At 61.3% G+C, this 25,159-nt stretch carries 17 protein-coding genes; 12 read left to right on the forward strand and 5 right to left on the reverse strand.

The window, feature by feature from the left end; genetic code table 11:
• Window positions 1-152 precede the first annotated feature (152 nt).
• The 4 genes from speA to DOCECA_RS19160 all read right to left on the reverse strand — a co-directional run bounded on the left by speA (window position 153) and on the right by DOCECA_RS19160 (window position 4,445).
• Entirely contained in the window at window positions 153-2,066 is a 1,914-nt protein-coding gene (speA, locus tag DOCECA_RS19145) for an arginine decarboxylase (RefSeq protein WP_039593533.1), read from the reverse strand.
• A 209-nt stretch (window positions 2,067-2,275) separates the two neighbouring features.
• The gene (locus tag DOCECA_RS19150) at window positions 2,276-2,647 is read right to left on the reverse strand and encodes a translation initiation factor Sui1 (protein ID WP_420766281.1); all 372 of its coding nucleotides are present in this window, start codon (window positions 2,645-2,647) and stop codon (window positions 2,276-2,278) included.
• Window positions 2,648-2,816: 169 nt separating this feature from the next.
• Complete coding sequence (locus DOCECA_RS19155; RefSeq protein ID WP_434560855.1) at window positions 2,817-3,374, reverse strand: NUDIX hydrolase; 558 nt, start codon at window positions 3,372-3,374, stop codon at window positions 2,817-2,819.
• A 3-nt stretch (window positions 3,375-3,377) separates the two neighbouring features.
• Window positions 3,378-4,445: a DUF2333 family protein gene (locus DOCECA_RS19160; protein ID WP_445570935.1), complete on the reverse strand. Its 1,068-nt coding sequence runs from the start codon at window positions 4,443-4,445 to the stop codon at window positions 3,378-3,380.
• Window positions 4,446-4,863: 418 nt separating this feature from the next.
• Between DOCECA_RS19160 and DOCECA_RS19165 the strand changes: the two genes are divergently transcribed.
• The 5 genes from DOCECA_RS19165 to accC all read left to right on the forward strand — a co-directional run bounded on the left by DOCECA_RS19165 (window position 4,864) and on the right by accC (window position 11,220).
• On the forward strand, window positions 4,864-6,534 hold the full coding sequence (locus tag DOCECA_RS19165; protein WP_434649062.1) for a diguanylate cyclase: 1,671 nt from the start codon (window positions 4,864-4,866) through the stop codon (window positions 6,532-6,534).
• A gap of 1,449 nt (window positions 6,535-7,983) precedes the next feature.
• Window positions 7,984-8,532, forward strand: coding sequence for a methyl-accepting chemotaxis protein (locus DOCECA_RS19170; RefSeq protein ID WP_420766319.1), 549 nt, complete (start codon window positions 7,984-7,986; stop codon window positions 8,530-8,532).
• A gap of 349 nt (window positions 8,533-8,881) precedes the next feature.
• Entirely contained in the window at window positions 8,882-9,334 is a 453-nt protein-coding gene (gene aroQ, locus DOCECA_RS19175) for a type II 3-dehydroquinate dehydratase (protein WP_420766277.1), read from the forward strand.
• A gap of 48 nt (window positions 9,335-9,382) precedes the next feature.
• The gene (gene accB, locus DOCECA_RS19180; protein ID WP_434560857.1) at window positions 9,383-9,847 is read left to right on the forward strand and encodes an acetyl-CoA carboxylase biotin carboxyl carrier protein; all 465 of its coding nucleotides are present in this window, start codon (window positions 9,383-9,385) and stop codon (window positions 9,845-9,847) included.
• Between the two features lie 17 nt (window positions 9,848-9,864).
• Window positions 9,865-11,220 (forward strand): acetyl-CoA carboxylase biotin carboxylase subunit, encoded by a 1,356-nt coding sequence (accC, locus tag DOCECA_RS19185; RefSeq protein ID WP_420766275.1) that lies wholly within the window; start codon window positions 9,865-9,867, stop codon window positions 11,218-11,220.
• A 79-nt stretch (window positions 11,221-11,299) separates the two neighbouring features.
• On the opposite strand, the gene DOCECA_RS19190 is transcribed toward accC, so the two are convergent.
• On the reverse strand, window positions 11,300-15,277 hold the full coding sequence (locus DOCECA_RS19190; protein ID WP_445570936.1) for a dermonecrotic toxin domain-containing protein: 3,978 nt from the start codon (window positions 15,275-15,277) through the stop codon (window positions 11,300-11,302).
• 191 nt (window positions 15,278-15,468) lie between these two features.
• Here DOCECA_RS19190 and prmA point away from each other — a divergent pair, with 191 nt between their 5' ends.
• The 7 genes from prmA (at window position 15,469) to DOCECA_RS19225 (ending at window position 25,127) form a co-directional block, all read left to right on the forward strand.
• The gene (prmA, locus tag DOCECA_RS19195; RefSeq protein WP_420766273.1) at window positions 15,469-16,347 is read left to right on the forward strand and encodes a 50S ribosomal protein L11 methyltransferase; all 879 of its coding nucleotides are present in this window, start codon (window positions 15,469-15,471) and stop codon (window positions 16,345-16,347) included.
• Between the two features lie 30 nt (window positions 16,348-16,377).
• The gene (locus DOCECA_RS19200; protein ID WP_434607976.1) at window positions 16,378-17,601 is read left to right on the forward strand and encodes a DUF3426 domain-containing protein; all 1,224 of its coding nucleotides are present in this window, start codon (window positions 16,378-16,380) and stop codon (window positions 17,599-17,601) included.
• A 184-nt stretch (window positions 17,602-17,785) separates the two neighbouring features.
• Window positions 17,786-18,793, forward strand: a complete 1,008-nt coding sequence (dusB, locus tag DOCECA_RS19205) for a tRNA dihydrouridine synthase DusB (protein WP_434560863.1) — start codon at window positions 17,786-17,788, stop codon at window positions 18,791-18,793.
• Entirely contained in the window at window positions 18,790-19,110 is a 321-nt protein-coding gene (gene fis, locus DOCECA_RS19210; protein ID WP_007921650.1) for a DNA-binding transcriptional regulator Fis, read from the forward strand. The genes dusB and fis overlap by 4 nt, the downstream gene beginning before the upstream one ends.
• Before the next feature lie 83 nt (window positions 19,111-19,193).
• Window positions 19,194-20,801, forward strand: coding sequence for a bifunctional phosphoribosylaminoimidazolecarboxamide formyltransferase/IMP cyclohydrolase (gene purH / locus DOCECA_RS19215; protein ID WP_434675815.1), 1,608 nt, complete (start codon window positions 19,194-19,196; stop codon window positions 20,799-20,801).
• Window positions 20,802-20,957: 156 nt separating this feature from the next.
• Window positions 20,958-22,253: a phosphoribosylamine--glycine ligase gene (gene purD, locus DOCECA_RS19220; RefSeq protein WP_434560865.1), complete on the forward strand. Its 1,296-nt coding sequence runs from the start codon at window positions 20,958-20,960 to the stop codon at window positions 22,251-22,253.
• Window positions 22,254-22,352: 99 nt separating this feature from the next.
• Window positions 22,353-25,127 carry a response regulator gene (locus DOCECA_RS19225; protein ID WP_434607982.1) on the forward strand — a complete coding sequence of 925 codons (2,775 nt, stop codon included), beginning with the start codon at window positions 22,353-22,355 and terminating at the stop codon, window positions 25,125-25,127.
• Window positions 25,128-25,159 lie beyond the last annotated feature (32 nt).

The following is a 25,159-nucleotide window of genomic DNA, read 5'->3' on the forward strand; positions in this document are numbered from 1 at the left end:
GGTTTGCAATGCAGATACAACGTGGCGAGGGTAGCTTGCTCCCGCTGGGCGCATCTGGCCCCATCGGGACCATTGCGCGCCAGCGGGAGCGAGCTACCCTCGCCACGATGAATCGCTCTAGCCTGCAACAGCGGCCCCGCAAGGGGCCGCCGTCAGGAAGAAAGGTAGGACGAACGCGTCAGCCCCAGTCGCAGCGCATCCAGGAACTGAGTGCGCTCGGCTGCCGTGATCCGGGCGCTGGCGCACTTGTCACGGTAGTGAGTCATCAACTCCTCCGGCGACAGGTGCACATAGCGCAACATGTCTTCGATGGTGTCGTGGGTTTCGATACCGGCGTGGTACACGCTGCCATCGGCGTTCTGGTAGATGTTCACCGAGTCGGTGTCACCAAACAGGTTGTGCATGTCACCCAGGATTTCCTGGTAGGCACCCACCAGGAAAATACCCAACAAATAATCCTCGCCTGGATTGAGCGAGTGGACCGGCAGGCTGGTCTCGATGCTCTGCTCGTCGACGTACTGCTTGATCTTGCCATCGGAGTCGCAGGTCAGGTCTTGCAGCACGGCACGGCGCAGTGGCTCTTCGTCGAGGCGATGCAGCGGCAGGATCGGCAATACCTGGCCGATCGCCCAAGTGTCCGGCAGGCTCTGGAAGACAGAGAAGTTGCAGATGTACTTGTCGGCCAGCTTGTCGTTGAGCTCGTCCAACACCTGGCGGTGCGAACGCTGGCGGGCCTTCAGCGAATTGTGCAGGCGACGGCACACCGCGAAGTAGCACTGCTCGGCCAAAGCTTTTTCCGCCAGGGTCAGCTTGCCATCGGCGTATTGGGCTGCCACGTCACTCATGTAATGGGTGGCTCGCCAGTAAGTCTCGGTGACCATCTCGATATCGGTCGGGCCCAGCAGGTCCACCAGCCACTGCACGGTTTCCGGCAGGCTTTCCTTGTTCTCGATGACCGGGACGTCATCGTGGTGTTTCTCGACGTCGGTCACTTGCACCACCAACATGGCGTGGTGCGCGGTCAGCGAACGACCGCTTTCGGAAAAGATGTGCGGATGCGGCAGGCTCTGGGCATCGCAGAACTCCTTGAGCATGCCCACCACGACACCGGCGTAATCGTCCATGTCGTAGTTGATGGAGCTGGCGTTGCGCGAGTGCGTGCCGTCGTAGTCCACGCCCAGGCCGCCGCCGACGTCGATGTGATCCACCGGCAGCCCAAGGTTGCGCAGCTCGCCGTAATAACGGATCGCTTCCTTGAAGCCATGCTGGTAGTCCGCCAGGTTGGCGATCTGCGAACCCATGTGGAAGTGCAGCAGGCGGATGCCCTGGTCCAGGCCCGCGCCACGGAAGCGCTCGACCACCGACAACAGCTGCGCGGCCGACAAGCCGAACTTGGATTTTTCGCCACCGGTGTCGGCCCACTTGCTCGACGCCAGGGACGACAGGCGAACCCGCAGGCCGACCTGTGGCTTGACCTTGAGCGACGCGGCTTCTTCGATCACCAGGCCGACTTCGGATTCTTTCTCGATCACGATGAAAACGTTATGGCCCAGCTTCTGGCCCATCAGCGCCAGGCGGATGAACTCGCGGTCCTTGTAGCCGTTGCAGACGATGGTCCCGCCCTTCGGCGCCAGGGCCAGCACCGCCAGCAGCTCGGGCTTGGAGCCGGCTTCCAGGCCGATCGACACGTTCTGTGTCGCGATGATGTTTTCGATCACCGCTTCCTGCTGGTTCACCTTGATGGGGTAAAGCGCGGTGTACTGGCTCTGGTATTCCAGGCGCGCGATGTTGCTGTCGAACGCGCCGGTGAGCTGACGCACCCGGTCTTGCAGGATGTCGGGGAAGCGCACCAGCAAGGGCAGCGAAAGGCCGCTCTGGCGCAACTGGTCGACTTGCTCGTACAAATCGATGGGCGAACTGTCGGGGCCGTTCGGACGGACTTCGACGCGACCGGCTTCATTGATCGCGAAATACCCGGCCCCCCAATGGCGAATCCCGTAAACACTGCGGCTGTCCGCAACTGTCCATTGGCTGCCATCGTCTTTGCGTGTGCGTCGTACGGACATCGAAGTCCCCTATAAAGAAGTCAAAATGCACCCACCCGGTCGCAGGCTGGCGCAGTGTAGAGAATGGAAATGACGATTTGCCTGTAAGCACGGTAGACCCTGCCCGCAGCGCTGAGTTTAGAACCCGTTCAGAACAGGCTCTGTGAAAACCATGTAGGCGACCCCGAACCGGGGTTCGGATCAAGCCGGGGTGGTTTTCACAGAGGCTGCTAGCCGCCGGATTTCTTTGCCTTGAAACCGTGTTTGGTGAGTTCCGCCAACAGCAGCTCGACGTGATCGCCCTGGATCTCGATGACGCCGTCCTTCAACGCGCCACCCGTGCCACAGCGTTTTTTCAACGTCGTCGCCAGTTCTTTGAGGGCGTCTTCGGCCAGCGGCACACCGGTAATGGTCGTCACCGTCTTGCCGCCGCGACCTTTGCTTTCGCGGCGCACGCGAGCGATACCGTCCCCTTCGGGGATGATTGTCTGTTTGCAGATGCAGGCATCCACCGGTTGGCGGCAATCGGGGCAATGACGACCGGCGTCGGTAGAAAATACCAGGCCACCCAGGGCGGCGAAGGATGCGGCTTTTTTGGCCACCGGCAATCCTCTTCGGAGGACAAAGACTGGTCAAGGGGCGAAAGCCTCGACCGCGAAGCCCCACTCAGGCAGGGGCAGCGCAACTGGGCCGAACGATGTCGGCCAAGCTTGAAAAGTCGCGCAGTGTAACGGCAAAAAGGCGACTTGCTAAGGGCCAATCGGCGCCAATTTAGAGCTTCTTTGCGACACCGGCTTCGCAGGCGCGCAAATAGCGCCCAAGAGCCGCCAGGGAGTCCGGGCAATAAGGCTTGTGGCGGATTTCATCGAGCACCTGCTCGACGGGCAGAAAACGCGCCTCCAGCACTTCTTCGGGCTGCAGCACCAACGGACCATCCCACACGGCCGAGAACGCCGAGCACCACAGGCGGCTGCCGGTGTCTTCGAAATAGAAATGGTCGTGGGCGACCAGCTCCACGCCGCTGACACCGAGCTCTTCGGCAAGCTCGCGGGCCGCCGACTCGGCGTAGCTCTCGTGCGCCTGCACCATGCCGCCGGCCGCGACATCCCAGTAACCGGGATAGATGGCTTTGCTCAGCGTCCGCCGATGGACACACAACTCCCCGGCCGAATTGAACAGCATGATGTAGGTGCCCCGCCCGATCAGGCCGCGCTCGCGCAGATCCGAGCGCACCAGGCTGCCGAGCAGGTTGTCATGCTCGTCGACCCAAGCGATGAGCTCGGCATCCGAAGCCGCTCGGTGAGCCGCCTCCCGAGTGCTTTCGTCCATCGATCAGCCTTGGTTCAGCAACTGACGCAGGTCGATGACCGCCGCATTGGCGCGGGAAATATAGTTGGCCATGACCAGCGAGTGGTTCGCCAATACACCGAAACCGCTGCCATTGAGGATCATCGGGCTCCAGACCGGCTCTTGCGAGGCTTCCAGCTCACGAATGATCTGCCGCACGCTGACCGTGGCGTTCTTCTTGGCCAACACGTCGGCGAAGTCCACCTCGATGGCGCGCAGCAAATGAGACAGCGCCCAGGCCTGACCACGGGCTTCGTAGAACACGTTGTCGATTTGCAGCCATGGGGTTTCAACCACTTCTTCGTCGACCTGCGGCACTTGGCCGGGCGCGGGGATTTCGGTTTTCAGCGACGTGTTGAGCTTGACCCGGCCGACGCTGGCGGACAGCCGCTGGGACAACGACCCCAGGCGAGTGCCGACATCGCCCAGCCAGTTGTTCAGGTTGTCGGCGCGGGCATAGAACAATGCGCTCTTCTGGCCTGGATCGGAGAGGCGCGCCTGGTAACGACTCAAGGAATTGATGCCTTCTTGGTACTCCGACTCACTGGAGGGCAGCACCCAGCTGCGGTTGTCGAAGTTGAAGCGCGGCTCGGCCTTGGCGAGGTCCGCATCTTCGGCGGACTGTGACTGCGAGCGGGCGAAATCCTTGCGCAAGGCGCGGCTCAGGTCGCGCACCTGCACCAGCACGCCGTATTCCCAACTCGGCATGTTGTCCATCCACAGGCCCGGCGGGAAGCGGTCATTGGAAATGTAGCCACCCTGCTTGGTCAGCAAGGTTCCGGCCACGGTCTTGAGGGTTTCGACGGTGGTGTAGCCGACCACCATTTGCCTGCCGTCCTTCTCGGCCGCCGCCTGGGCGTTCTGCTGCACGAGAAACAGCGCCGGCTCCTGGCTCCAATACCAACCCACCGCAATGGTCACCAGCAGATACAAACCAATGAGCGTGGCCAGTGCCCGGCTGAAAAACAGCCCGCCCAGGTAGCTGCGGGTGTCCGATTTCGGCTCGGCGGCGCGTTCAGGCGCGCTGCCCGCGCGGTTTTTCCAGTCCAGCATGGCGATGTTCCTTCAATCACTTGAGTTCACGGTTCGACCACAACCTTACATCAACGTGCCTTGGCCGGCATCCGTCGTTGGGCTTATAGGACAATTACCGCCACCAGACCAGGAGCCACCTAAGGGTTTCCCTTAACCCTGCCAGTCATGATTTGGTAGCGAGCTGACTCGATATCAGCGAATCGAATCGTGCTTGCGCACCCAACGAAGCAACTGGACAAACAGTCCAAAAAACCCCCGAAAGCCTCTATTCTCGGCCCCCGGTGCATGACAGGCCGCCAATCGAAGACCGTGCGGTCGAAAACTGAATCGCATCTCTTGGCAGTTTATTGACGTACGACACTCATGTAAGGGAAAAGAGGTGCTAGCATAGAGCCACCAGTCGACCTCAGCATGCCCCCTAACTAGTAGTCAGGATATGACCGAGTCAGAAGACCCCAGCCGTGAGCGCCTCAAGCACCACTTTGCCCAGCGGGTAATTCATCAGGCTCGCCAGATCCTTGAGATATGGCAGCGCCTGCAACGCAGCGAGTGGTCGAGTAACGACCTGTCTGAGCTCAGCGAAGCCAATCTGCGCCTGCTGCGCTTTGCCGAGCGTTTCGAACAGCCCGAGCATTGCCAGCTTGCCCACGGCATCAGCCAGTCGCTGCAAGCGGTGGATGCCAATCGCGGCCGCCTGAGCAGCCAGTTGATCAGCGACATCAACCGTTTGATGCAACGCCTGTCCCGCACCGGCCTGCGCCACGGCGATCAACTCGAGCAGACCTTTCTGCCACCGCTGCGCAAGCCCATCTACGTGATGCTGCAAGACCATGACCGCGCGGAACGGCTGGCCAAGCAGTTGGTATTCTTTGGCCTCAGCGCCCATGCGTTGAACAGTATCGCCGCGTTCCGCTCCGCGATGGTCGAGCGCCTGCCCGCGGCGATCGTCATGGACGTGGATTTCAGCGGCCCTGGCGTGGGCCTGACGTTGGCGGCCCAAGCCCAGGAAGGCCTCGACCAGGCCATCCCGCTGCTCTTTTTCAGCCTGCTTGAAACCGATACGCCCACCCGCCTGGCGGCGGTGCGCGCCGGCGGCCAGGAATTTCTAACCGGCACGCTCGAGGCGTCGAGCCTGCTGGAAAAAATCGAAGTGCTGACCTGCGTCGCCCAGTACGAGCCCTATAAAGTGCTGATCATCGATGACTCCCGCGCCCAGGCCTTGCACACCGAACGGCTGCTGAACAGCGCCGGCATCATCACCCGGACGTTGATCGAGCCGATCCAGGCAATGGCCGAACTGGCGGACTTCCAGCCCGACCTGATCATTCTCGATATGTACATGCCCGCTTGCACCGGCACGGAACTGGCCAAGGTAATTCGCCACAACGACCGTTATGTCAGCGTGCCGATCATCTACCTGTCCGCCGAAGACGACCTGGATAAGCAGCTCGACGCCATGAGCGAAGGCGGCGACGACTTCCTGACCAAGCCGATCAAACCCCGGCACCTGATCACCACCGTGCGCAACCGCGCGGCCCGGGCGCGCAATCTCAAGGCGCGAATGGTGCGCGACAGCCTCACCGGCCTCTACAACCACACCCATATCCTGCAATTGCTCGAGGATTGCAGTTTTCGCGCCCGCCGCGAAGGCAAGCCCTTGAGTTTCGCCATGCTGGACATCGATCATTTCAAGCGGGTCAATGACAGCCACGGCCACCCCATGGGGGACCGAGTGATCAAGAGCCTGGCGCTGTTTCTCAAGCAGCGCCTGCGCAAGACCGATTTCATCGGGCGCTATGGCGGCGAAGAGTTCGCTATCGTCATGCCCGACACCGATATTGATGCAGCCTGCCAGGTGCTGGACGAAATCCGCCAACGCTTCGCCGAAATCCATTACCCGGCCCAACCCCAGGACCTGTGGTGCACCTTCAGCGCCGGCGTGGTGGAAATGAGCGAAGCGTCCGACAGCCTGATGATGGCCAGCCAGGCGGACGAAGCGTTGTACCGCGCCAAGCATGCCGGACGCAACCGGGTACAGAGCGCCACACAATCAAAGCAAAGTGCCACCTTTTCATCGGATTCCACTGATTCGGTCATAAACGTGTAACGCAAACGCAATAACTTCAGGCACTTCGATTCTGCCCCCGGTAGACCCTTGATGCGCCTGAAGCTGCTGACCAATCTCAACACCCTTCTCTTAGTTGCCGTATGCCTTGGCCTTGGCGCGACCCTTTGGTGGTCGCAGATTGCCTTGGAGCGACCCTACCTGTTGATGGAACGCTACCTCGGCCTGTCGCGGCAGTTCCAGAGCGAAGTGGCGCGCAACATCGAGGACTACCTGGCCAGCGGCGACGCCCTGCGCCTCAGCGCGGCTACCCAAGCATTGGAAAGCCTGCAAAAGGAGCTGGACCAGTTCCCACCGGACCTGGCCAAGACCCTGCGCCCAAGCCTGTCCAACCTCGACAACTTCAGCAGGACCGACCTGCTGGCCGCCGGCAAGCTGGCCGGCGACCCTCAGGCCCTGCTGTTGCAGGCCGAACGGGAACTGAGCGCCAGTCTCGATCGACTCGCCCAGTACGCAAGTGGCGCCCCGGCCTACTCGCCTCCATTGTTCGCCGCTTCACAGCACCTGGGTCGGTTGTCCCTCACCCGTGACAAATTGGTCAGCAGCGGTCGCAGCGAACTGGCCGCCGATGTCGAGCGGGAACTGGCAGGCATCCGTGTGCAAGCAGAACGCCTCGAGAGCCTGCCTCTGCTGGGCGTAACCGCCAGCAGCGAATCGGGTAGCGATGATTTTGCCGCGCTGATGGGCCTGCAAACCCAGGAAAAAACTGTCAGCGAGGACGCCGGCATCGGTCTCAAGCGTGAGCTCAACAGCCTGCTCGGCCGCTACCCTGCGGAATTGACCCGCACTCGGGAGCTGATCCAAAAGCGCACCGAACTGAGCCGCGCCACCCACCTGAAAATCGCTGATGCACAGACGGCCATCGACACCCTGGAACCGGCGGTACGTGCCCAGCATGGGCAGATTCAGAGGGAGGTTCGCTTGATCCAGGGCGTGATGATCGGCTTGATCCTGCTGATCGCGCTGCTCATCGACACCTTGCAACGACGCCTGGCCCGCACCTTGACGCACCTGGCGCCGGCCTTGTCCACCTGGGCCGAAGGCGACTTCAGCCGGGGCATCCACATGGGCGCCAGCAACCGTGAAATGCAAGACATCGAGGCGTCCCTCAATCGCCTGCGCGCTTATCTGGTGGACCTGGTGGGCACCATTCGGGTGAACGCCGAACAGGTCGCTGGCAGTAGCCGCGCCCTGGCCGAGTTGAGCGGCGAACTGCACAGTGGCGCCGAGGACCAGGCCGGCGACACCGCATTGATCCGTGACTCGCTCGGCGAACTGGAAGCGACCATCCAGCAAGTGGCTGGCGATGCCAGCCAGGCCGCGCAGGCCAGTCGCAGCGCCGGTAACGCCGTGGAACATGGCCAGCAAGTCATCGGTTTGAGTCTCGCCGGCCTCCATGCGTTGGTGGGCGAAGTGCAAGGCAATGCGCAAATGATCGAACAACTGGCCGAGGAGTCGGCAACCATTGGTGGCGTATTGACGGTCATTCGCTCGATTGCCGACCAGACCAACCTGCTTGCCCTCAACGCCGCCATCGAAGCCGCCCGCGCCGGGGAAATGGGCCGGGGCTTTGCGGTGGTGGCTGAAGAAGTCCGTTCCCTGGCCCAACGCACCGCTGGCGCCACCTCGGAAATCCAGGCGCTGATCGCCCGCTTGCAACTGGCCGCGCGCCAATCAGTGGATGGCATGCGCGCCCAGGTTGAACACGCCGAGGCCACCGCCAGCCAGGCCCAGGCGGCTGACGGCGCCTTGGATGAAATCGTCGCAGCAATCCAGACCATCGCCGATACCGCCGTGCGAATCGCCGATGTCACGGCTCAGCAAAGCGGCGCTGTCAGCGAAATCCGCGACCACAGCGAGCGCATTCACCAACTGGGCGGGGATAACCTGCTGCGCATCGGCCAGGGTCGCGAGCAAGGCGACAACCTCCTGGTGCTCGGCGGGCGGTTGCACACCGCAGTCCAGGCATTTCGGGTATGACCTCAGCAAACACTACAAACCCATTGTGGGAGCGAGCCTGCTCGCAATAGCGGTGGCTCAGTTTGCATGGGTAATGAATGTGCCGGCGTCATCGCGAGCAGGCTCGCTCCCACATTTATTGGGTATGGCCCAAGGAAGATGCTCACCGCACATCCCCCTGTGGGAGCGAGCCTGCTCGCGATAGCGGTGGGTCAGTTCAACCGAATGACCGGATGATAAAGCTCAGTCACAAACTTCGCGTAAACATCGGTCAACGTGCTGGCTATTGCCGAGAACTGGACAGTCATAAAGGCTTTGCGGCATAGTCTCCGGGTTCTGACACCTGCTCACAGATAACAAGGAACAGCAGATGGCGACCCTATTGGTCCTGCACGGACCCAACCTGAACCTGCTTGGCACCCGTGAACCGGGCGTTTATGGCGCCGTGACGCTGGCCCAGATCAACCAGGACCTGGAACAGCGGGCCCGGGACGCCGGCCATCATTTGCTTTATCTGCAAAGCAATGCCGAATACGAGTTGATCGACCGCATCCATGCCGCGCGTGGCGAAGGCGTGGACTTCATTTTGATCAATCCAGCAGCTTTTACACATACAAGCGTCGCATTACGTGACGCGCTGCTGGCGGTGAGCATCCCATTCATCGAAGTGCATTTGTCCAACGTGCACAAACGCGAACCTTTCCGCCATCACTCCTACTTCTCCGATGTAGCGGTGGGAGTGATCTGCGGCCTTGGCGCCAGCGGTTACCGACTGGCCCTGGAGGCCGCCCTAGAGCAGCTTGAAAAACAGGCAACAGCTTGAACAACAAGCGTTAAACGCCCCTGACCGACCCTTGGGAGTTGATGATTCATGGATATCCGTAAAGTTAAGAAACTGATCGAGTTGCTGGAAGAGTCCGGCATCGACGAGCTCGAGATCAAGGAAGGCGAAGAGTCTGTACGCATCAGCCGTCACAGCAAGACCCCGGCCCAGCAGTTCTACGCACCTGCACCGATGCAGGCTCCAGCCGCTGCGCCTGCTCCCGCAGCAGCTCCGGCCGCCGCCGCAGCGCCAGCCGCACCTGCCGCGCCAGCGCTGAACGGCACCGTTGCCCGCTCGCCAATGGTGGGCACGTTCTATCGCAAGTCTTCCCCAACCTCGCCTTCCTTCGTTGAAGTTGGCCAGACCGTGAAGAAAGGCGACACCCTGTGCATCGTCGAAGCCATGAAGATGATGAACCACATCGAAGCTGAAACCAGCGGTGTGATCGAAGCCATCCTCGTTGAAGACGGCCAGCCGGTTGAGTACGACCAACCGCTGTTCACCATCGTTTGAACCGCGGAGAGCCTTTGATGACTGCGAAGTTGGAAAAAGTTCTGATCGCTAACCGCGGTGAGATCGCCCTGCGGATTCTGCGTGCCTGCAAAGAGATGGGCATCAAGACCGTCGCCGTTTACTCCAAGGCCGACAAAGAACTGATGCACCTGGGCCTGGCGGACGAATCCGTCTGCATCGGTCCCGCGTCGGCTGCGCACTCTTACCTGCACATCCCGGCGATTATCGCCGCCGCCGAAGTGACCGGCGCCACCGCCATTCACCCTGGCTACGGCTTCCTGGCGGAAAACGCCGACTTCGCCGAACAGGTCGAAAACTCCGGTTTTGCCTTCATCGGCCCGAAAGCCGAGACCATCCGCCTGATGGGCGACAAGGTTTCCGCCAAGCACGCCATGATCGCCGCAGGCGTACCCACCGTTCCGGGTTCCGACGGCCCGCTGCCTGAAGACGAAGAAACCGCTTTGCGCATCGGCCGCGAAGTCGGCTACCCGGTGATCATCAAAGCCGCCGGCGGCGGCGGTGGTCGCGGCATGCGCGTGGTTCACAAGGAAGAAGACCTGATTTCCTCGGCAAAACTGACCCGCTCCGAAGCAGGCGCGGCGTTCGGCAACCCGATGGTCTATCTGGAAAAATTCCTGACCAACCCACGCCACGTCGAAGTGCAAGTTCTGTCCGACGGCCAGGGCCAGGCCATCCATCTGGGCGACCGCGATTGCTCGCTGCAGCGTCGTCACCAAAAGGTCCTCGAAGAGGCACCGGCACCGGGCATCGACGAGCAGGCTCGCCAGGAAGTCCTGGCTCGCTGCGTCAAGGCTTGCATCGACATCGGCTACCGTGGCGCCGGCACCTTCGAGTTCCTGTACGAAAACGGTCGTTTCTACTTCATCGAAATGAACACCCGTGTTCAGGTGGAGCACCCGGTTTCGGAGATGGTCACCGGTATCGACATCGTCAAGGAAATGCTCAGCATCGCCGCCGGCAACAAACTGTCGTTCACTCAAGATGACGTCGTTATTCGCGGCCACTCGCTGGAGTGCCGGATCAACGCTGAAGATCCGAAGACCTTCATGCCGAGCCCAGGCACGGTCAAGCATTTCCACGCACCAGGTGGCAACGGCGTTCGCGTCGATTCGCACCTGTACAGCGGTTATGCGGTTCCGCCGAACTACGACTCGCTGATCGGCAAGCTGATCACCTACGGGGCGACCCGTGAAGAAGCCATGGCGCGCATGCGCAATGCGCTGGATGAAATCGTGGTGGACGGGATCAAGACCAACATCCCGCTGCACCGCGATCTCGTCCGCGACGAGGGTTTCTGTGAGGGTGGCGTCAACATTCATTACCTGGAACACAAGCTGGGCAACCAGCACTGATGCTCCAAGGGATGTGAAAAGACCCCGGTCCGTTTGGCCCGGGGTCTTTTTTTGCCCATCGTCGGGCTAGAAGACCCACTCAGTTCAGGCTCACCATCGAGAACCTGTTCATCGCAAGTTGCGCCGTTGTCGCCGGCCTGCCCTGGCGGGTGCGGACGGCACCGTTGGCGTTTGCCATCAAAGGTTCGCTGCGCGTGCGCGTCATGAATCTACGCGCACGTATCGATACCGGATCGGTACTGTACTTGGCCCGTGACAGCACTGGGACGTAATAACGCTCGACTTGGGTCTGCGACATCTTGAAGACCGAAGTGATGCCGCTCTTGAGATTCAGCGATACACCATAGGTATTACCGAAGCAGGAAGAATACGACCAGAAGTCCCAGGTTGGCTCAAGGCCTTTGCGCCGCATCACGGTCCTGACCGGCTCACCAATGTCCAGACCCGTCAACCAGTCCCCACCTACAAGCGTGACGCGGATATCCTTTGCGGATCCGCCAAGGCGCCGCAACAGAGCCTCGACACCTTCCTCTATGAGCCTGCCAATATTGTGATCGAAATGAATGACCGCCCCCACTCGGGTAACGGGGTTATATAACGAAGCGATCACGCATGTCTGGGCGTTGAGCGAGAACAGATACCCGTCAGCCGTCGCCTCATTGAAGCGTGCTACTACGGCCTCGCCCTGCAACGCGCCTCTTGTCACGTCAGGATCGACGCGCCCCGGGAACGCCTCCCGTAGATCGTCGACTCGCCCCAGGTTACGCACGCCATCATTACCCCCTCTCAAGCCAACGCTGTTATGCGTCCACTTGCCATTCGTCATCCTGCGTATGGGCATGTTGTATAGCGCGCCGGGACGACTGGCATCCACCAGGCATAGACCGCCAAAGTAAGCGTCCTCCTTTACCTGGAAGTACCGGCCCCGGCTGCGTATGTAATAGGTACTTCGTGGCTGCGATGCGCTGGGCGGACTGCGGTAGGTGCCGTAGAAAATCCCCTCCTCGCTCACCCATTGCAGATTTTCAGGCGTTGCGTCGACCGCCTGCCTTGGCTTCAAACGGATGGGCTGGACCAGCGGCCCGGTATCCTTGTTCACAGCGGATACCGCAGCGCCTTTCAGACGTTGCGCCGACAACGACAACGGCTTGGCCGCACGCTTGAGACTCATCACCGAACGGCGCAGCAATGCAGCCATGCCGGTCACCCCTGGCACCGCCAGCAGCGCGCCCCAGGAAACCTCCAGCCAATGCTCGAGAGCCTCCTGGGTATCGCCCTGCCTATGCGCCTCGATTGCCTGCTTGGAGCTGAGGCCGATAAATACGATATCCAACAGCAGGGCAAACGGCGGGAAGACCATGCACACCGGCGCAGCCGCAAAGAGCAGCCCTTTCTGAATCTGCTGCGTGATGGCCTCTGCACGACGGGTGGTGACATCTTCCACGTCCGCGATAGCCCGCTCGATACAGGCATCGAACTCAGCGTCGATATCGACCACACGGCTGAATTCACGCAGGGTATCGACGCGCGTGGTACCTGCCCCCAATGCCCGCAACGATTGTTCGACGGAACCACGCGCGATCAATGCCACCCGCTCCACGACATAATCGTGCAGTTGCGCCGCGGTGCGCCCGGTGAAGGCCAGGTAGTTGCGAAAACGGATGCCGTCCGGGGCATCGGGCGTGTACAGCCAGTAGGAGCCCTTCGGTTCGAAGTAGGCGAAAACGTAGACGCCCAACACGACATGACCGTTGACCGTAAACTTGAACACACCTTCACGCGTGACCGCCGTCGCTGGATAGATGGGGCCGCCAGCCGGTCTCCTGTCGCTCAGCAACGTGACTTGCCGCGTGAGCCAGTTGAACGCGTCGGTGCTCAACACTGACCGGCCATACGCGATACGTAGGTCGCGATCCATCTTCGCCAGCAGCATGTAGCGACAGGCATCGCGACGCTTCTGGTATTGCGGGTCATTGGCATCGAGAAACCTGGCACGGATTTCCTTGGCGTATTTTTCGCCCAGGTAGGCCCCACGAACATAAAGCGCCAGGTCGGCGCTGCGGACCTGGCCCAAATCCTGTCCAACGGACGAGCGCACACCTTGTTTTGGGTTGTCTATCCCAGCGTTGTCGTCGTACCCATAAATCGCGAGTTCCAGCAGGCTGGTTACCCTCCTGTCACTTCCCAGCCCCGGGAAGTAGTCGATAAGAACCGTCTCCGGATCCACCGGTTCTCGTACGCCCTTGCTGCGCATATACGGAGCAATCGCTTGCGTGACGGTACGCTTGGCAAAGTCGACAAAAAGTTCATAACCCGCCAACTGCTCATCGAAGACCTGCTGATGGACCAGGGACTCTTGCTTCAAGCCACTGATGCTTCGCCGCGATTCAAGTGGCAAGGCCGAGTACCAGCGAGGCGAGTCGTGCCATTCCACCTGCTGCAGATTGTGGTTCAGCCCTGTCAGGACAGCCTGCTCAAGACAATGCCTGAGCCCTTTTTGCGTCCCTCTGGGGTCCCTGCTCAAATCCCATGTGGTCGGCTTTTGCCTCACGCCGACAAAATATTCCCGAGCGCTGTCACGTTCAACCGGGGATATCTGCTGCACCAGGTATTCACGACCCGTTTCGCTCGCAATCCAGCTACCGATCTCGGCGCTCACGGCCCGAAGCGAAGGCAGGGCGATCCACTCCTGCCCATCGGGCTTACCAGGGGCATACAGCAGGGGGGCGCTGACTTGTCCCTGTGCATCGTCGTGGTAGAACAGCAGCAGATCGGCGCATCGGAACGAATTGGGCAGTTCGACATTGGTAACCTGCAATCCACCCACGCCTTGTCCAGCAAATGAGCTGTTCAGCAAGGTGTAGAGCTCGTCGTGGCTGGACACCGTGACTAGGCCCGCGCACCGCGCGACAAATGCGCTGTGTCGCAATCGCGCCATGAACCAATCGAGCAGGGCGTCCTTGAGGTCCGCGCGGTTGTACCGACTCGACAATGCAGAAAAGTAACCGGCAGGTGCGTCCAGGCTCGACAACATCTGCCCCACGAATGCCGAGGCAAGGGGCTCGTTGCGCAGCATGCCGCCATTCTCCACCAGGCGCACCGTCACCGCATCGGGCCTGACCGGCCCCGCCGCCACCAGTTCACTCAGGTTATAGGTTCGCACAGGCTGGCCAATGACCGCTCGCCACTGCAGCTGCACGCGAACCCTGTCAGGTTCGACTTCCATGTCCAGCTCGCGCCTGATGTAGCCTTGGGCCTGGCGCCGAGCGAACGCTTCCAGGGAGCCCAAGCCGTCGAGCAATTCATCGACCATTGCCTGGGTTTGCCCAGCATGTTCGCTCAACGCCTCCAACCGTTTACGGTCGGCTGCACCCAACCCCCGTAGCCAATCAGGCAATTGCGCACGCATTATCGCGTCCAATGCCCGTCGCTCCCGAGGGGTCGCCAGCGCATTCGCTTTCCCCATGTGGCGCCAGGATTGTTGCAGCTCCTCTATCCTTGCGCGCAGTTGCTCGACATCCAACCCAACCAACCTTTGCGGTTGAAGGATGGCGTCGATTGCCGCCACATGCTCGTTGAGTTTTTCCTGGACGATGCTTTCGAGCGCAGCATCGTGTCCGGCCATTTTCCAATGGCGCCGAAGATAGTCCTCGTAATGGTTGAGGATGGTCGAAGCGGTCCCTTCGAGGACCTGCTCGAGGATATCCCGACGTTCAGCCGAGAACCCCAGGTCAGCCCCCCCTTCCCAGCGATAAGGCGCATCCTGATGCTCGTCATAAACCGCGGGCGACGGGTCGATCTTGCGTTGCAACACCGCGTCGAGCAGCGTGCCAATGAAGTCTGAATCGATGTTGCCATGACGATAATGGGTACGCAGCCCGACCAGCAGATAAACTTCCAGCTCCTCCAGAAAAGTATTCTGGGCCTGCATCTTTGCCTCGATAACAGTCTGCCAGCCCGTCAGCTTTTCCAGAATCGCCTGGGCAGATGCCTCTTTCCGGTCAGATAACGACGTCGCGCCATCCCTGTCTTGTTGCCACTCGGCCATGTCGTCCATGCACATCCTTCCCTGTTGTGTGGATGCGCACCTTATCCGCCCTGCGGCAGGCCAATGTCATACATATATATATCGAAACACCAACCGGGCCAGTCCAGGCCTCGCTTATCCACTTTGGGAGCGACCTGGCGTACACTGCGCGCCTTTGCAGCCTCCTGCTGCCCCCTATCGATTTTTCAAAGGTGCCCGCCATGCCTTGGCTGCAAGTACGCCTGGCCATCAGCCCGGAACAAGCCGAAACCTACGAAGACGCCTTTCTTGAAGTAGGTGCCGTATCGGTGACTTTCATGGACGCCGAAGACCAGCCGATCTTCGAGCCTGAGCTCAACACCACCCCGCTGTGGTCCCACACCCACCTGCTGGCGCTGTTCGAAGGCGGCACCGAGGCGGCCAGCGTGCTCGCCCATTTGGAGCTGCTGACCGGCGGCCCGTTGCCCGAACATCACAGCGAAGTGATTGAAGACCAGGATTGGGAACGTAGTTGGATGGACAATTTCCAACCCATGCGTTTCGGCCAGCGCTTGTGGATCGTGCCGAGCTGGCATGCAGCGCCCGAACCGGACGCGGTGAACCTGCTGCTGGACCCGGGCCTGGCCTTCGGTACTGGCACTCATCCCACCACCGCGCTGTGCCTGGAATGGCTCGACGGCCAGGACCTGGACGGCTGCAATGTGCTTGACTTCGGCTGCGGCTCGGGGATCCTGGCCATCGCCGCCCTGCTGCTGGGTGCCAAGGAAGCGGTCGGCACCGATATCGATGTCCAGGCCCTGGAAGCCTCCCGCGACAACGCCGGGCGCAACAACATCGACGAAGCGCTGTTCCCGCTGTACTTGCCCGAGGATCTGCCGAAGGTACAGGCCGACGTGCTGGTGGCGAACATTCTTGCCGGCCCGCTGGTGTCCCTGGCGCCGCAATTGTCGAGCCTGGTCAAACCGGGCGGACGCCTGGCATTGTCGGGCATCCTCGCCGAACAGGGTGAAGAAGTCGCTGCCGCTTATGCCGCGGATTTCAACCTGGACCCGATCGCCAATCGCGATGGCTGGGTGCGCATCACTGGACGTCGGCGCTAGAATGACCGCCTGTATCGACCGGATTGCCGCATGACCGACAGCTTCGTCACTCAGTGCCCGCATTGCCACACCAGTTTTCGCGTCAGCCATGCTCAATTGAGCGTCGCACGCGGGGTGGTTCGTTGCGGCTCGTGCCTGCAAGTGTTCAATGCCGCGAAGCAATTGCTGGAGCAACGCGCCACCAAGGACGTCGCTACTGCTCCAGCTTCCCCGGCAAAACCCGTGGTCGAAGCGCCACGGGCGATCAGCCAGAAACAATGGACTGCCGCCGAACTGGATCTCGATGACCTGGACAAGGAACTGGCTCGTCTGGAACGGCGCGACAAACGCGCACCCGACACCTTCGGACGGCGCCGCGAAGACAACCTGAGCGCACTGCGCGAGCATCCTTCGAGCGACCAGGAACCCTGGGCTGACAGCCTGTACAGCGAATCCACCGCCGAGCGCGCCGAGACCGCCATCCAGCCCCCTCTCGAACCGTTCGAGCCCCATGAACCGGCCCGCCCGCCGCGAACCGAGCCATCCTTGTCCCTGGCCCTCGAGCCGCTGGAACCGGACGATGAGCCCGTCGCCCCGCTGAGCCTGGCGCCGGACGAGGAGACCGACGAGCACCTGGAGCGACTGTCCGCCACGGACGACCTGGACGACGAGCCGGAGCCGCTGGCGACACCGCGCAAGAAACGTGATCGCCAGGAGCCCGGCATACGCGCCGAAGCCCTCCAGGACCTGGACGACGACCCGCTGCAACTGGATTGGCGCAAACGCCGCTCGCCCTGGGGCCGGCGCTTGCTTTGGGGTTTGCTGGTGCTGCTCGCCGCCGCCGCCCTGGGCGGTCAGTACATCGCCTATCACTTCGAGGAATTGGCTCGCCAGGACCAGTACCGCCCGTGGTTCCTGCAAATCTGCCCGGCCATCGGCTGCGACGTCCCCTCCAAGGTCGACATCGCCAAGATCAAGAGCAGCAACCTGGTGGTGCGCAGCCATCCAGAGTTCAGCGCAGCCCTGGTGGTGGATGCGATCATCTACAACCGCGCGCCCTTCTCCCAGCCCTTCCCACTGCTGGAGCTGCGCTTTGCCGACCTCAACGGCCACCTGATCGCCAGTCGCCGTTTCAAGCCGGGTGAGTATTTGGGCGGCGATCTCGAAGGCCGGGGGGAAATGCCGCCGCAGACGCCGATCCATATCGCCCTGGACATCCTCGATCCGGGACCGAAGGCGGTGAACTACAGCCTGAGCTTCCATTCGCCCGAATGAAGGCTGCAGGGTCGATCGATTGACGACGGCATTCTGACTCGCCCGACCCAAACCAAACCGCTGGCGATAACGGAATAGCTGTTCAGATTTTATCCAATTCGACCTTTATCCAGTCATCGAGAGCGGGTATCATGCCAACCCTTTTTCGAAGTCTCATGATCCGGCCCCACTTCAGGGAACTCCTATGTCGGCGGTACGCATCGGCCCATATACATTGCAGAACGGTCTGGTCCTGGCCCCTATGGCGGGCGTCACCGACCAGCCCTTCCGTCAGTTGTGCAAACGATTGGGCGCAGGACTCGTGGTTTCGGAAATGGTCACCAGCGACATGAGTTTGTGGAACACCCGCAAATCGCGCCTGCGCATGATCCACGAAGGTGATCCCGAGCCGCGCTCGGTACAGATCGCCGGTGGTGATGCACAGATGTTGGCGGAAGCGGCCCGAGCCAACGTAGAGCTGGGGGCGCAGATTATCGACATCAACATGGGCTGCCCGGCGAAGAAGGTCTGCAACAAGGCCGCAGGCTCGGCACTGTTGAAAGACGAAGCGCTGGTCACCGAGATCCTGCAGGCGGTTGTCGCCGCGGTCGATGTGCCGGTGACCCTGAAGATCCGCACCGGATGGGACCGGGAGAACAAGAACGGCCTGACGGTGGCGAAGATCGCCGAACAGGCAGGTATCACGGCGCTTGCGGTCCATGGCCGCACCCGTGCCGACCTGTACACCGGCGAAGCCGAGTACGACACCATAGCCGCGATCAAGCAGGCGGTGTCCATTCCGGTCTTCGCCAATGGCGATGTCGACTCGCCCGAGAAGGCCCGGTACGTGCTGGACGCGACCGGTGCCGACGGCCTGTTGATCGGCCGGGCCGCCCAGGGGCGGCCATGGATTTTTCGTGAAATCGAACATTACCTGCGCACGGGAGAAAAGCTCGCTGCGCCGCAGTTGTCCGAGGTGGAACGTATTCTGCTAGAGCATCTGGCCGCGCTGCATGCCTTCTACGGAGAAGTCATGGGCGTACGCATCGCTCGCAAGCATGTGGGCTGGTATCTCGCAACCCTGCCGGGCGCCAGGGAGTTTCGCGCCCGTTTCAATCGTTTGGATGGTACGCAAGCACAATGCGCCGACGTTCAGGCGTTTTTCGCCGAACGTTACAAGAGCCTGACAGGGGACGAAGGGGTGGCCGCATGACGATGATGACCGAGACTTTAGTGAGTGGAACAGCACCCGTGAGCGACAACGTGAATTTGAAACAGCACCTCAATACGCCCAGCGAAGAAGGCCAGACCCTTCGCGGGAGCGTCGAGAAGGCGCTGCACAATTATTTCGCCCACCTTGAGGGCGCTGCCGTCACGGATGTGTACAACCTGGTGCTCTCCGAAGTCGAGGCGCCTCTGCTCGAAAGCGTGATGAACTACGTCAAGGGCAACCAGACCAAGGCCAGCGAGCTGCTGGGCTTGAATCGCGGAACCCTGCGCAAGAAACTCAAGCAGTACGATCTACTTTAAGCATTCAATCAAACCAGAAAGGCGCCCGCGTAAAAAACGGTCGCCTTTTTTGCTGACTTCCCTTGCTTTTGATGGAACCTGAAATGACCGACCAGACCACCCGCCTGCCGATCCGCCGCGCCTTGATCAGCGTCTCCGACAAGACCGGGATCCTTGAATTCGCCCGCGAGCTGCAACAGTTGGGCGTCGAGATCCTCTCCACCGGCGGGACCTTCAAGTTGCTGCAGGACAACGGCGTCGCCGCGGTGGAAGTCGCTGACTACACCGGTTTCGCGGAAATGATGGACGGTCGCGTCAAGACCCTGCACCCGAAAATCCACGGCGGGATACTGGGCCGTCGCGGCATCGACGACACCATCATGAACGAACATGGCATCAAGCCGATCGACCTGGTAGCGGTCAACCTCTACCCGTTCGAAGCCACCATCAACAAGCCCGGCTGCGACCTGCCGACCGCCATCGAGAACATCGACATCGGCGGCCCGACCATGGTCCGCTCGGCGGCCAAGAACCATAAAGACGTGGCGATCGTGGTCAACGCCAGCGACTACGCCAGCGTGCTAGAAAATCTCAAGGCCGGTGGCCTGACCTACGCCCAGCGTTTCGACCTGATGCTCAAGGCCTTCGAACACACCGCGGCCTACGACGGCATGATCGCCAACTACATGGGCACCGTGAACCAGGCGGCCGAAACCCTGGGCACCGAAGGCCGCAGCGAATTCCCGCGCACCTTCAACACCCAATTCGTCAAGGCCCAGGAAATGCGCTACGGCGAGAACCCGCACCAGAGCGCGGCGTTCTACGTGGAAGCCAAGCCTGCCGAAGTCGGCATCGCCACCGCCACCCAGTTGCAAGGCAAGGAACTTTCCTTCAACAACGTAGCCGATACCGACGCCGCGCTGGAATGCGTGAAGAGCTTCGTCAAGCCAGCCTGCGTAATCGTCAAGCACGCCAACCCGTGCGGCGTGGCGGTGAGCCCGGACGCCGAGGGCGGCATCCGCCAGGCCTACGAGCTGGCCTACGCCACCGACACCGAGTCGGCCTTCGGCGGCATCATCGCCTTCAACCGTGAACTGGACGCCGAGACCGCCAAGGCCATCGTCGAGCGCCAGTTCGTCGAGGTGATCATTGCCCCCTCCGTCAGCGAAGAAGCCCGCGCTATCGTTGCCGCCAAGGCCAACGTGCGCCTGCTGGCCTGCGGCCAATGGTCGGCCGACCGGGCGCCAGCCTGGGACTACAAGCGCGTCAACGGCGGCCTGCTGGTCCAGAGCCGCGATATCGGCATGATCGGCAGTGAAGACCTGAAGGTCGTGACCCAGCGCGCCCCGAGCGAGCAGGAAATCAACGACCTGATCTTCGCCTGGAAAGTCGCCAAGTACGTCAAATCCAACGCCATCGTCTACGCCAAGAACCGCCAGACCATCGGCGTCGGCGCCGGTCAGATGAGCCGCGTGAACTCGGCTCGCATCGCCGCCATCAAGGCTGAACACGCTGGTTTGCAGGTCCAGGGCGCGGTCATGGCCTCCGATGCGTTCTTCCCGTTCCGTGATGGCATCGACAATGCGGCCAAGGTCGGCATCACCGCGGTGATCCAGCCGGGTGGTTCGATGCGTGATGCAGAAGTGATTGCTGCCGCCGACGAGGCAGGGATTGCAATGGTGTTCACCGGCATGCGCCACTTCCGTCACTGATACACCGACCCACTGTGGGAGCGAGCTTGCTCGCGATAGCGCCGGTTCAGTCAGCATTGGCGTCCGCTGACGCACCGCCATCGCGAGCAAGCTCGCTCCCACAGAAAGGCAGCTTTAACGCTGCATCCAGAATCAGCGTCATCGAGGTTTTTTGAAATGAATGTTTTGATCATTGGCAGCGGTGGCCGTGAACACGCCCTGGCCTGGAAAGTGGCTCAGGATCCGCGCGTGCAGAAGGTCTTTGTCGCTCCGGGCAATGCCGGCACCGCCATCGAAGCCAAGTGCGAGAACGTCGCCATCGACGTGCTGGCCCTGGAGCAACTGGCCGATTTCGCCGAGAAAAATGTCTCGCTGACCATCGTCGGTCCGGAAGTACCACTGGTTGCCGGTGTAGTCGATCTGTTCCGCTCCCGTGGCCTGGACTGCTTCGGCCCGACTGCCGGCGCCGCGCAGCTGGAAGGTTCGAAAGCGTTCACCAAGGATTTCCTGGCGCGCCACAAGATCCCAACTGCCGACTACCAGAACTTCACCGAAATCGAACCGGCATTGGCTTACCTGCGCGAAAAAGGCGCACCGATCGTGATCAAGGCCGATGGCCTGGCCGCTGGTAAAGGCGTGATCGTGGCCATGACCCTGAGCGAGGCCGAAGAAGCCGTACGCGACATGCTCGCTGGCAACGCCTTCGGTGACGCCGGTTCCCGTGTGGTAATCGAAGAATTCCTCGACGGCGAGGAAGCCAGCTTCATCGTCATGGTCGATGGCAAGAACGTCCTGCCCATGGCCACCAGCCAGGACCACAAGCGCGTCGGCGATGGCGACAGCGGCCCGAACACCGGCGGCATGGGTGCCTACTCCCCCGCGCCAGTGGTCACCGCCGACGTTCACCAGCGCGTGATGGACCAGGTCATCTGGCCAACCGTGCGTGGCATGGCCGAGGAAGGCAACGTCTACACCGGTTTCCTCTATGCTGGCCTGATGATCGACAAGGCTGGTAACCCAAAAGTCATCGAATTCAACTGCCGTTTCGGCGATCCTGAGACCCAGCCGGTCATGCTGCGCCTGCAATCGAGCCTGGTGCTGCTGGTCGAGGCCGCTCTGGCCCAAGCGCTGGACAAGGTTGAAGCCCAATGGGATCCACGTCCGAGCGTTGGCATCGTGCTGGCGGCCGGTGGTTACCCGGGCGACTACGCCAAGGGCAGCGCCATCAAGGGCCTGGAAGCCGCCGCCCAGTTGGAAGGTAAGGTTTTCCACGCAGGTACGGCATTGAAGGACGGCCAGGTCGTGACGGCTGGTGGTCGAGTGTTATGCGCCACTGCCATGGGTGCCAGCGTCGATGCCGCTCAGCAGCAAGCCTACAAGCTTGCCGCGCAGATTGATTGGGAAGGCTGTTTCTACCGCAAGGACATTGGCTACCGTGCCATTGCACGCGAGCGTGGCGAAAACCTGGAATAATCCGGTCATTCAGACAGGCAAGGGTCCAGAGCTCTTGCCTGTCTGCTCGGGCGCCGCGCATAGTTATCATCTGGCATCAACCTACGAAGGGATTTCGCCGTGCGCTGGCTCAGGATTGCCATAAGCTTGACCGTTACCCTGCTGACGCTGCTCTGCGTGTTCCCGGCACAGGCTGCGCCCGGCAGCGGCTGGGCGGTATTGCTCGACGAACAGGGCGACCTGAAGCTGAGCGACATCCGCTCTGCCCGCTATACCAACCAGTTCAGCCCCATTGACCTGGATCACCTCAAGGCAGCCGAGCCGGGGGGAGCCCTGTGGCTGCGCTTCCGGCTTTCCCCCGACAGGCATGAACAGATCCTGCGGGTCTTCGCGCCCGATCTGTCGCGCCTGAATCTTTATGTGCTGGATGGCGACACTCTGGTCAGCCAACAAGTCACCGGCAACGCCATGCCGCATACCGAACCTACGGTGCCCAGCAGCGATTTCATGCTGCCCTTGCCGCGCAGCGATAAATCGCTGGACGTCTACCTGAGACTGGCATCGCGCTACGAACTGCGCCCCTATGTCACGTTGCAGCCGGCGGTCCTGGCGGCGGCCAACCAGAACCAGACGCTGGTCTATGGGCTGTTGTTCGGCTGTATCGCCATGCTGATCCTGCACAACCTCACCCGCTACGCTTATACCCGGTCGCGCAGTTGCCTGTGGCTGGCCGCCTGCGAAGGGCTGCTGATGCTCAGCCTGGTACTGCTGCTGAACCTCGCTGGGGCCTGGCTGCCTGACTGGCCGGCGATCCAGACGCCGGGTGCCTATCTGGCCTTGTTGCTGACCGCGCCCTGCGGCTTGATGTTCGCCTATCGTTATTTCGCCCCACTGGGACCGCATCCATTGGACCGGCTGCTGCTGGGCGAAATTGTCTTCATTATGCTCTGCAGCCTGTTGCTGTTATTCGTCAACACGCTGCCCCTCAATATCATGACTTATGCGCTGGTGGCCCTGGCCGGCCTGAGCATGCTGTTCGTCAGCGCCTGGCACTGGCAGAAGGGCTACCGCCCGGCGCGGCTTTTCGTCGCCGCCATGGTGGTGTTCAACCTGGGTACGCTGATCATTCTTCCAGCCCTGCAAGGGCTGACCGAAGTCGCGCCCCAAGGGCTGATCGTCACCTTGCTGGTCATTATCTGCGTCAGCGGCCTGCTGATGAGCGTCGCGTTGGGCGAACGCCAGCGATCGATCAATGAAAACCGTTTCAGCCTGAGCCGCGACCTGGCGGCGAGCAATGCCGAGATCAACGCCAAGGCCGAGTTCCTGGCCAAGATCAGCCACGAGATCCGCACACCGATGAATGGCGTGCTGGGCATGACCGAGCTGTTGCTGGGCACGCCGCTCTCCGTCAAACAGCGCGACTACGTGCAGACGATCCACAGCGCCGGCAATGAACTGCTTACCCTGATCAACGAGATTCTCGACATTTCCCGTCTCGAATCCGGGCAAATCGAGCTGGATGACGTGCAGTTCGATCTCAATGCATTGATCGAGGACTGCCTGAGCATCTTCCGCGCCAAGGCCGAACAGCAGAATGTCGAGCTGATCAGCTTCATCCAGCCCCAAGTGCCTCGGGTCATCAGCGGCGATCCGACGCGGCTGCGTCAGGCGCTGTTGAGCCTGCTGGAAAATGCCTTGAAGAAAACCGATGAAGGCGAGGTCCTGATCGTTGTCGCCCTCGACGAGCGCAGCAGTCAACCGCGCCTGCGAATCGCGGTACAGGACAGCGGCTCGCCCATGGATGCCGAAGAACGCGAAACGTTGATGCATGCCGAGCTGCACAGCAAGAACGTCCTATCGGCCACGCGCCTGGGCGGCAACCTGGGGCTGGTCATCGCTCGCCAGTTGATCATGCTGATGAATGGCGAATTCGGCATCAAGAGTGGCAGCAGCCAAGGCAGCACCTTGTGGCTGACCTTGCCGCTGGACCCAGACCGCCTGGAACATCCGACCGCCGACCTCGATGGCCCGCTACAGGGCGCGCGGGTCTTGGTGGTCGATGACAACGACACCTGCCGCAAGGTGCTCGTGCAGCAATGCAGCGCTTGGGGCCTGAACGTCAGCGCCGTACCGTCGGGCAAGGAAGCCCTCGCGCTGCTGCGAACCAAGGCGCACCTGCGCGACTACTTCGACGTGGTGCTGCTGGACCAGAACATGCCTGGCATGACCGGCATGCAACTGGCCGCCAAGATCAAGGAAGACCCAAGCCTTAACCACGATATCCTGTTGATCATGCTGACCGGCATCAGCAACGCGCCGAGCAAGATCGTGGCGCGCAACAGCGGCGTCAAGCGCATCCTCGCCAAACCCGTGGCAGGTTACACGCTCAAGACCACCCTGGCGGACGAACTGAACCAGCGTAATAAAGGCCAGGCGCCGAATGTCCCGGTCAACGCCGGCCTGCCACTCCCAGTGAAGGTCCCCAGCGATTTCCGCATCCTGGTGGCGGAAGACAACACCATCTCCACGAAGGTCATTCGCGGCATGCTCGGCAAGCTCAATCTGCAACCCGACACCGCCAGCAACGGCGAAGAAGCGCTCAAGGCGATGAAAGAGCAACGCTACGACCTGGTCCTGATGGACTGCGAGATGCCCATTCTCGACGGGTTCTCCGCCACCCAACAGCTACGCGCCTGGGAAGTCGGAAACCAGCGCACCCGCACGCCAGTGGTGGCGCTCACCGCGCATATCCTCGCCGAACACAAGGAGCGCGCTCGCCAGGCGGGCATGGACGGGCACATGGCCAAGCCGGTGGAACTGTCGCAGTTGCGTGAGCTGATCGAACACTGGGTGGCACAGCGCGATCAGCAAAACAATACAGCGCATACGTCCTGAGCCGACAGGCGTCAAATCGCCTGATAGACTCC

Source organism: Pseudomonas sp. E102 (assembly GCF_052660185.1).

Excerpts from the sequence above, each read along its gene's own strand:
- speA (WP_039593533.1), bottom strand. The coding sequence starts at position 2,066 with ATGTCCGTACGACGCACACGCAAAGACGATGGCAGCCAATGGACAGTT.
- DOCECA_RS19155 (WP_434560855.1), bottom strand. The coding sequence starts at position 3,374 with ATGGACGAAAGCACTCGGGAGGCGGCTCACCGAGCGGCTTCGGATGCC.
- DOCECA_RS19160 (WP_445570935.1), bottom strand. The coding sequence starts at position 4,445 with ATGCTGGACTGGAAAAACCGCGCGGGCAGCGCGCCTGAACGCGCCGCC.
- DOCECA_RS19165 (WP_434649062.1), top strand. The coding sequence starts at position 4,864 with ATGACCGAGTCAGAAGACCCCAGCCGTGAGCGCCTCAAGCACCACTTT.
- DOCECA_RS19170 (WP_420766319.1), top strand. The coding sequence starts at position 7,984 with ATGATCGAACAACTGGCCGAGGAGTCGGCAACCATTGGTGGCGTATTG.
- aroQ (WP_420766277.1), top strand. The coding sequence starts at position 8,882 with ATGGCGACCCTATTGGTCCTGCACGGACCCAACCTGAACCTGCTTGGC.
- accB (WP_434560857.1), top strand. The coding sequence starts at position 9,383 with ATGGATATCCGTAAAGTTAAGAAACTGATCGAGTTGCTGGAAGAGTCC.
- accC (WP_420766275.1), top strand. The coding sequence starts at position 9,865 with ATGACTGCGAAGTTGGAAAAAGTTCTGATCGCTAACCGCGGTGAGATC.
- DOCECA_RS19190 (WP_445570936.1), bottom strand. The coding sequence starts at position 15,277 with ATGGACGACATGGCCGAGTGGCAACAAGACAGGGATGGCGCGACGTCG.
- prmA (WP_420766273.1), top strand. The coding sequence starts at position 15,469 with ATGCCTTGGCTGCAAGTACGCCTGGCCATCAGCCCGGAACAAGCCGAA.
- DOCECA_RS19200 (WP_434607976.1), top strand. The coding sequence starts at position 16,378 with ATGACCGACAGCTTCGTCACTCAGTGCCCGCATTGCCACACCAGTTTT.
- dusB (WP_434560863.1), top strand. The coding sequence starts at position 17,786 with ATGTCGGCGGTACGCATCGGCCCATATACATTGCAGAACGGTCTGGTC.
- fis (WP_007921650.1), top strand. The coding sequence starts at position 18,790 with ATGACGATGATGACCGAGACTTTAGTGAGTGGAACAGCACCCGTGAGC.
- purH (WP_434675815.1), top strand. The coding sequence starts at position 19,194 with ATGACCGACCAGACCACCCGCCTGCCGATCCGCCGCGCCTTGATCAGC.
- purD (WP_434560865.1), top strand. The coding sequence starts at position 20,958 with ATGAATGTTTTGATCATTGGCAGCGGTGGCCGTGAACACGCCCTGGCC.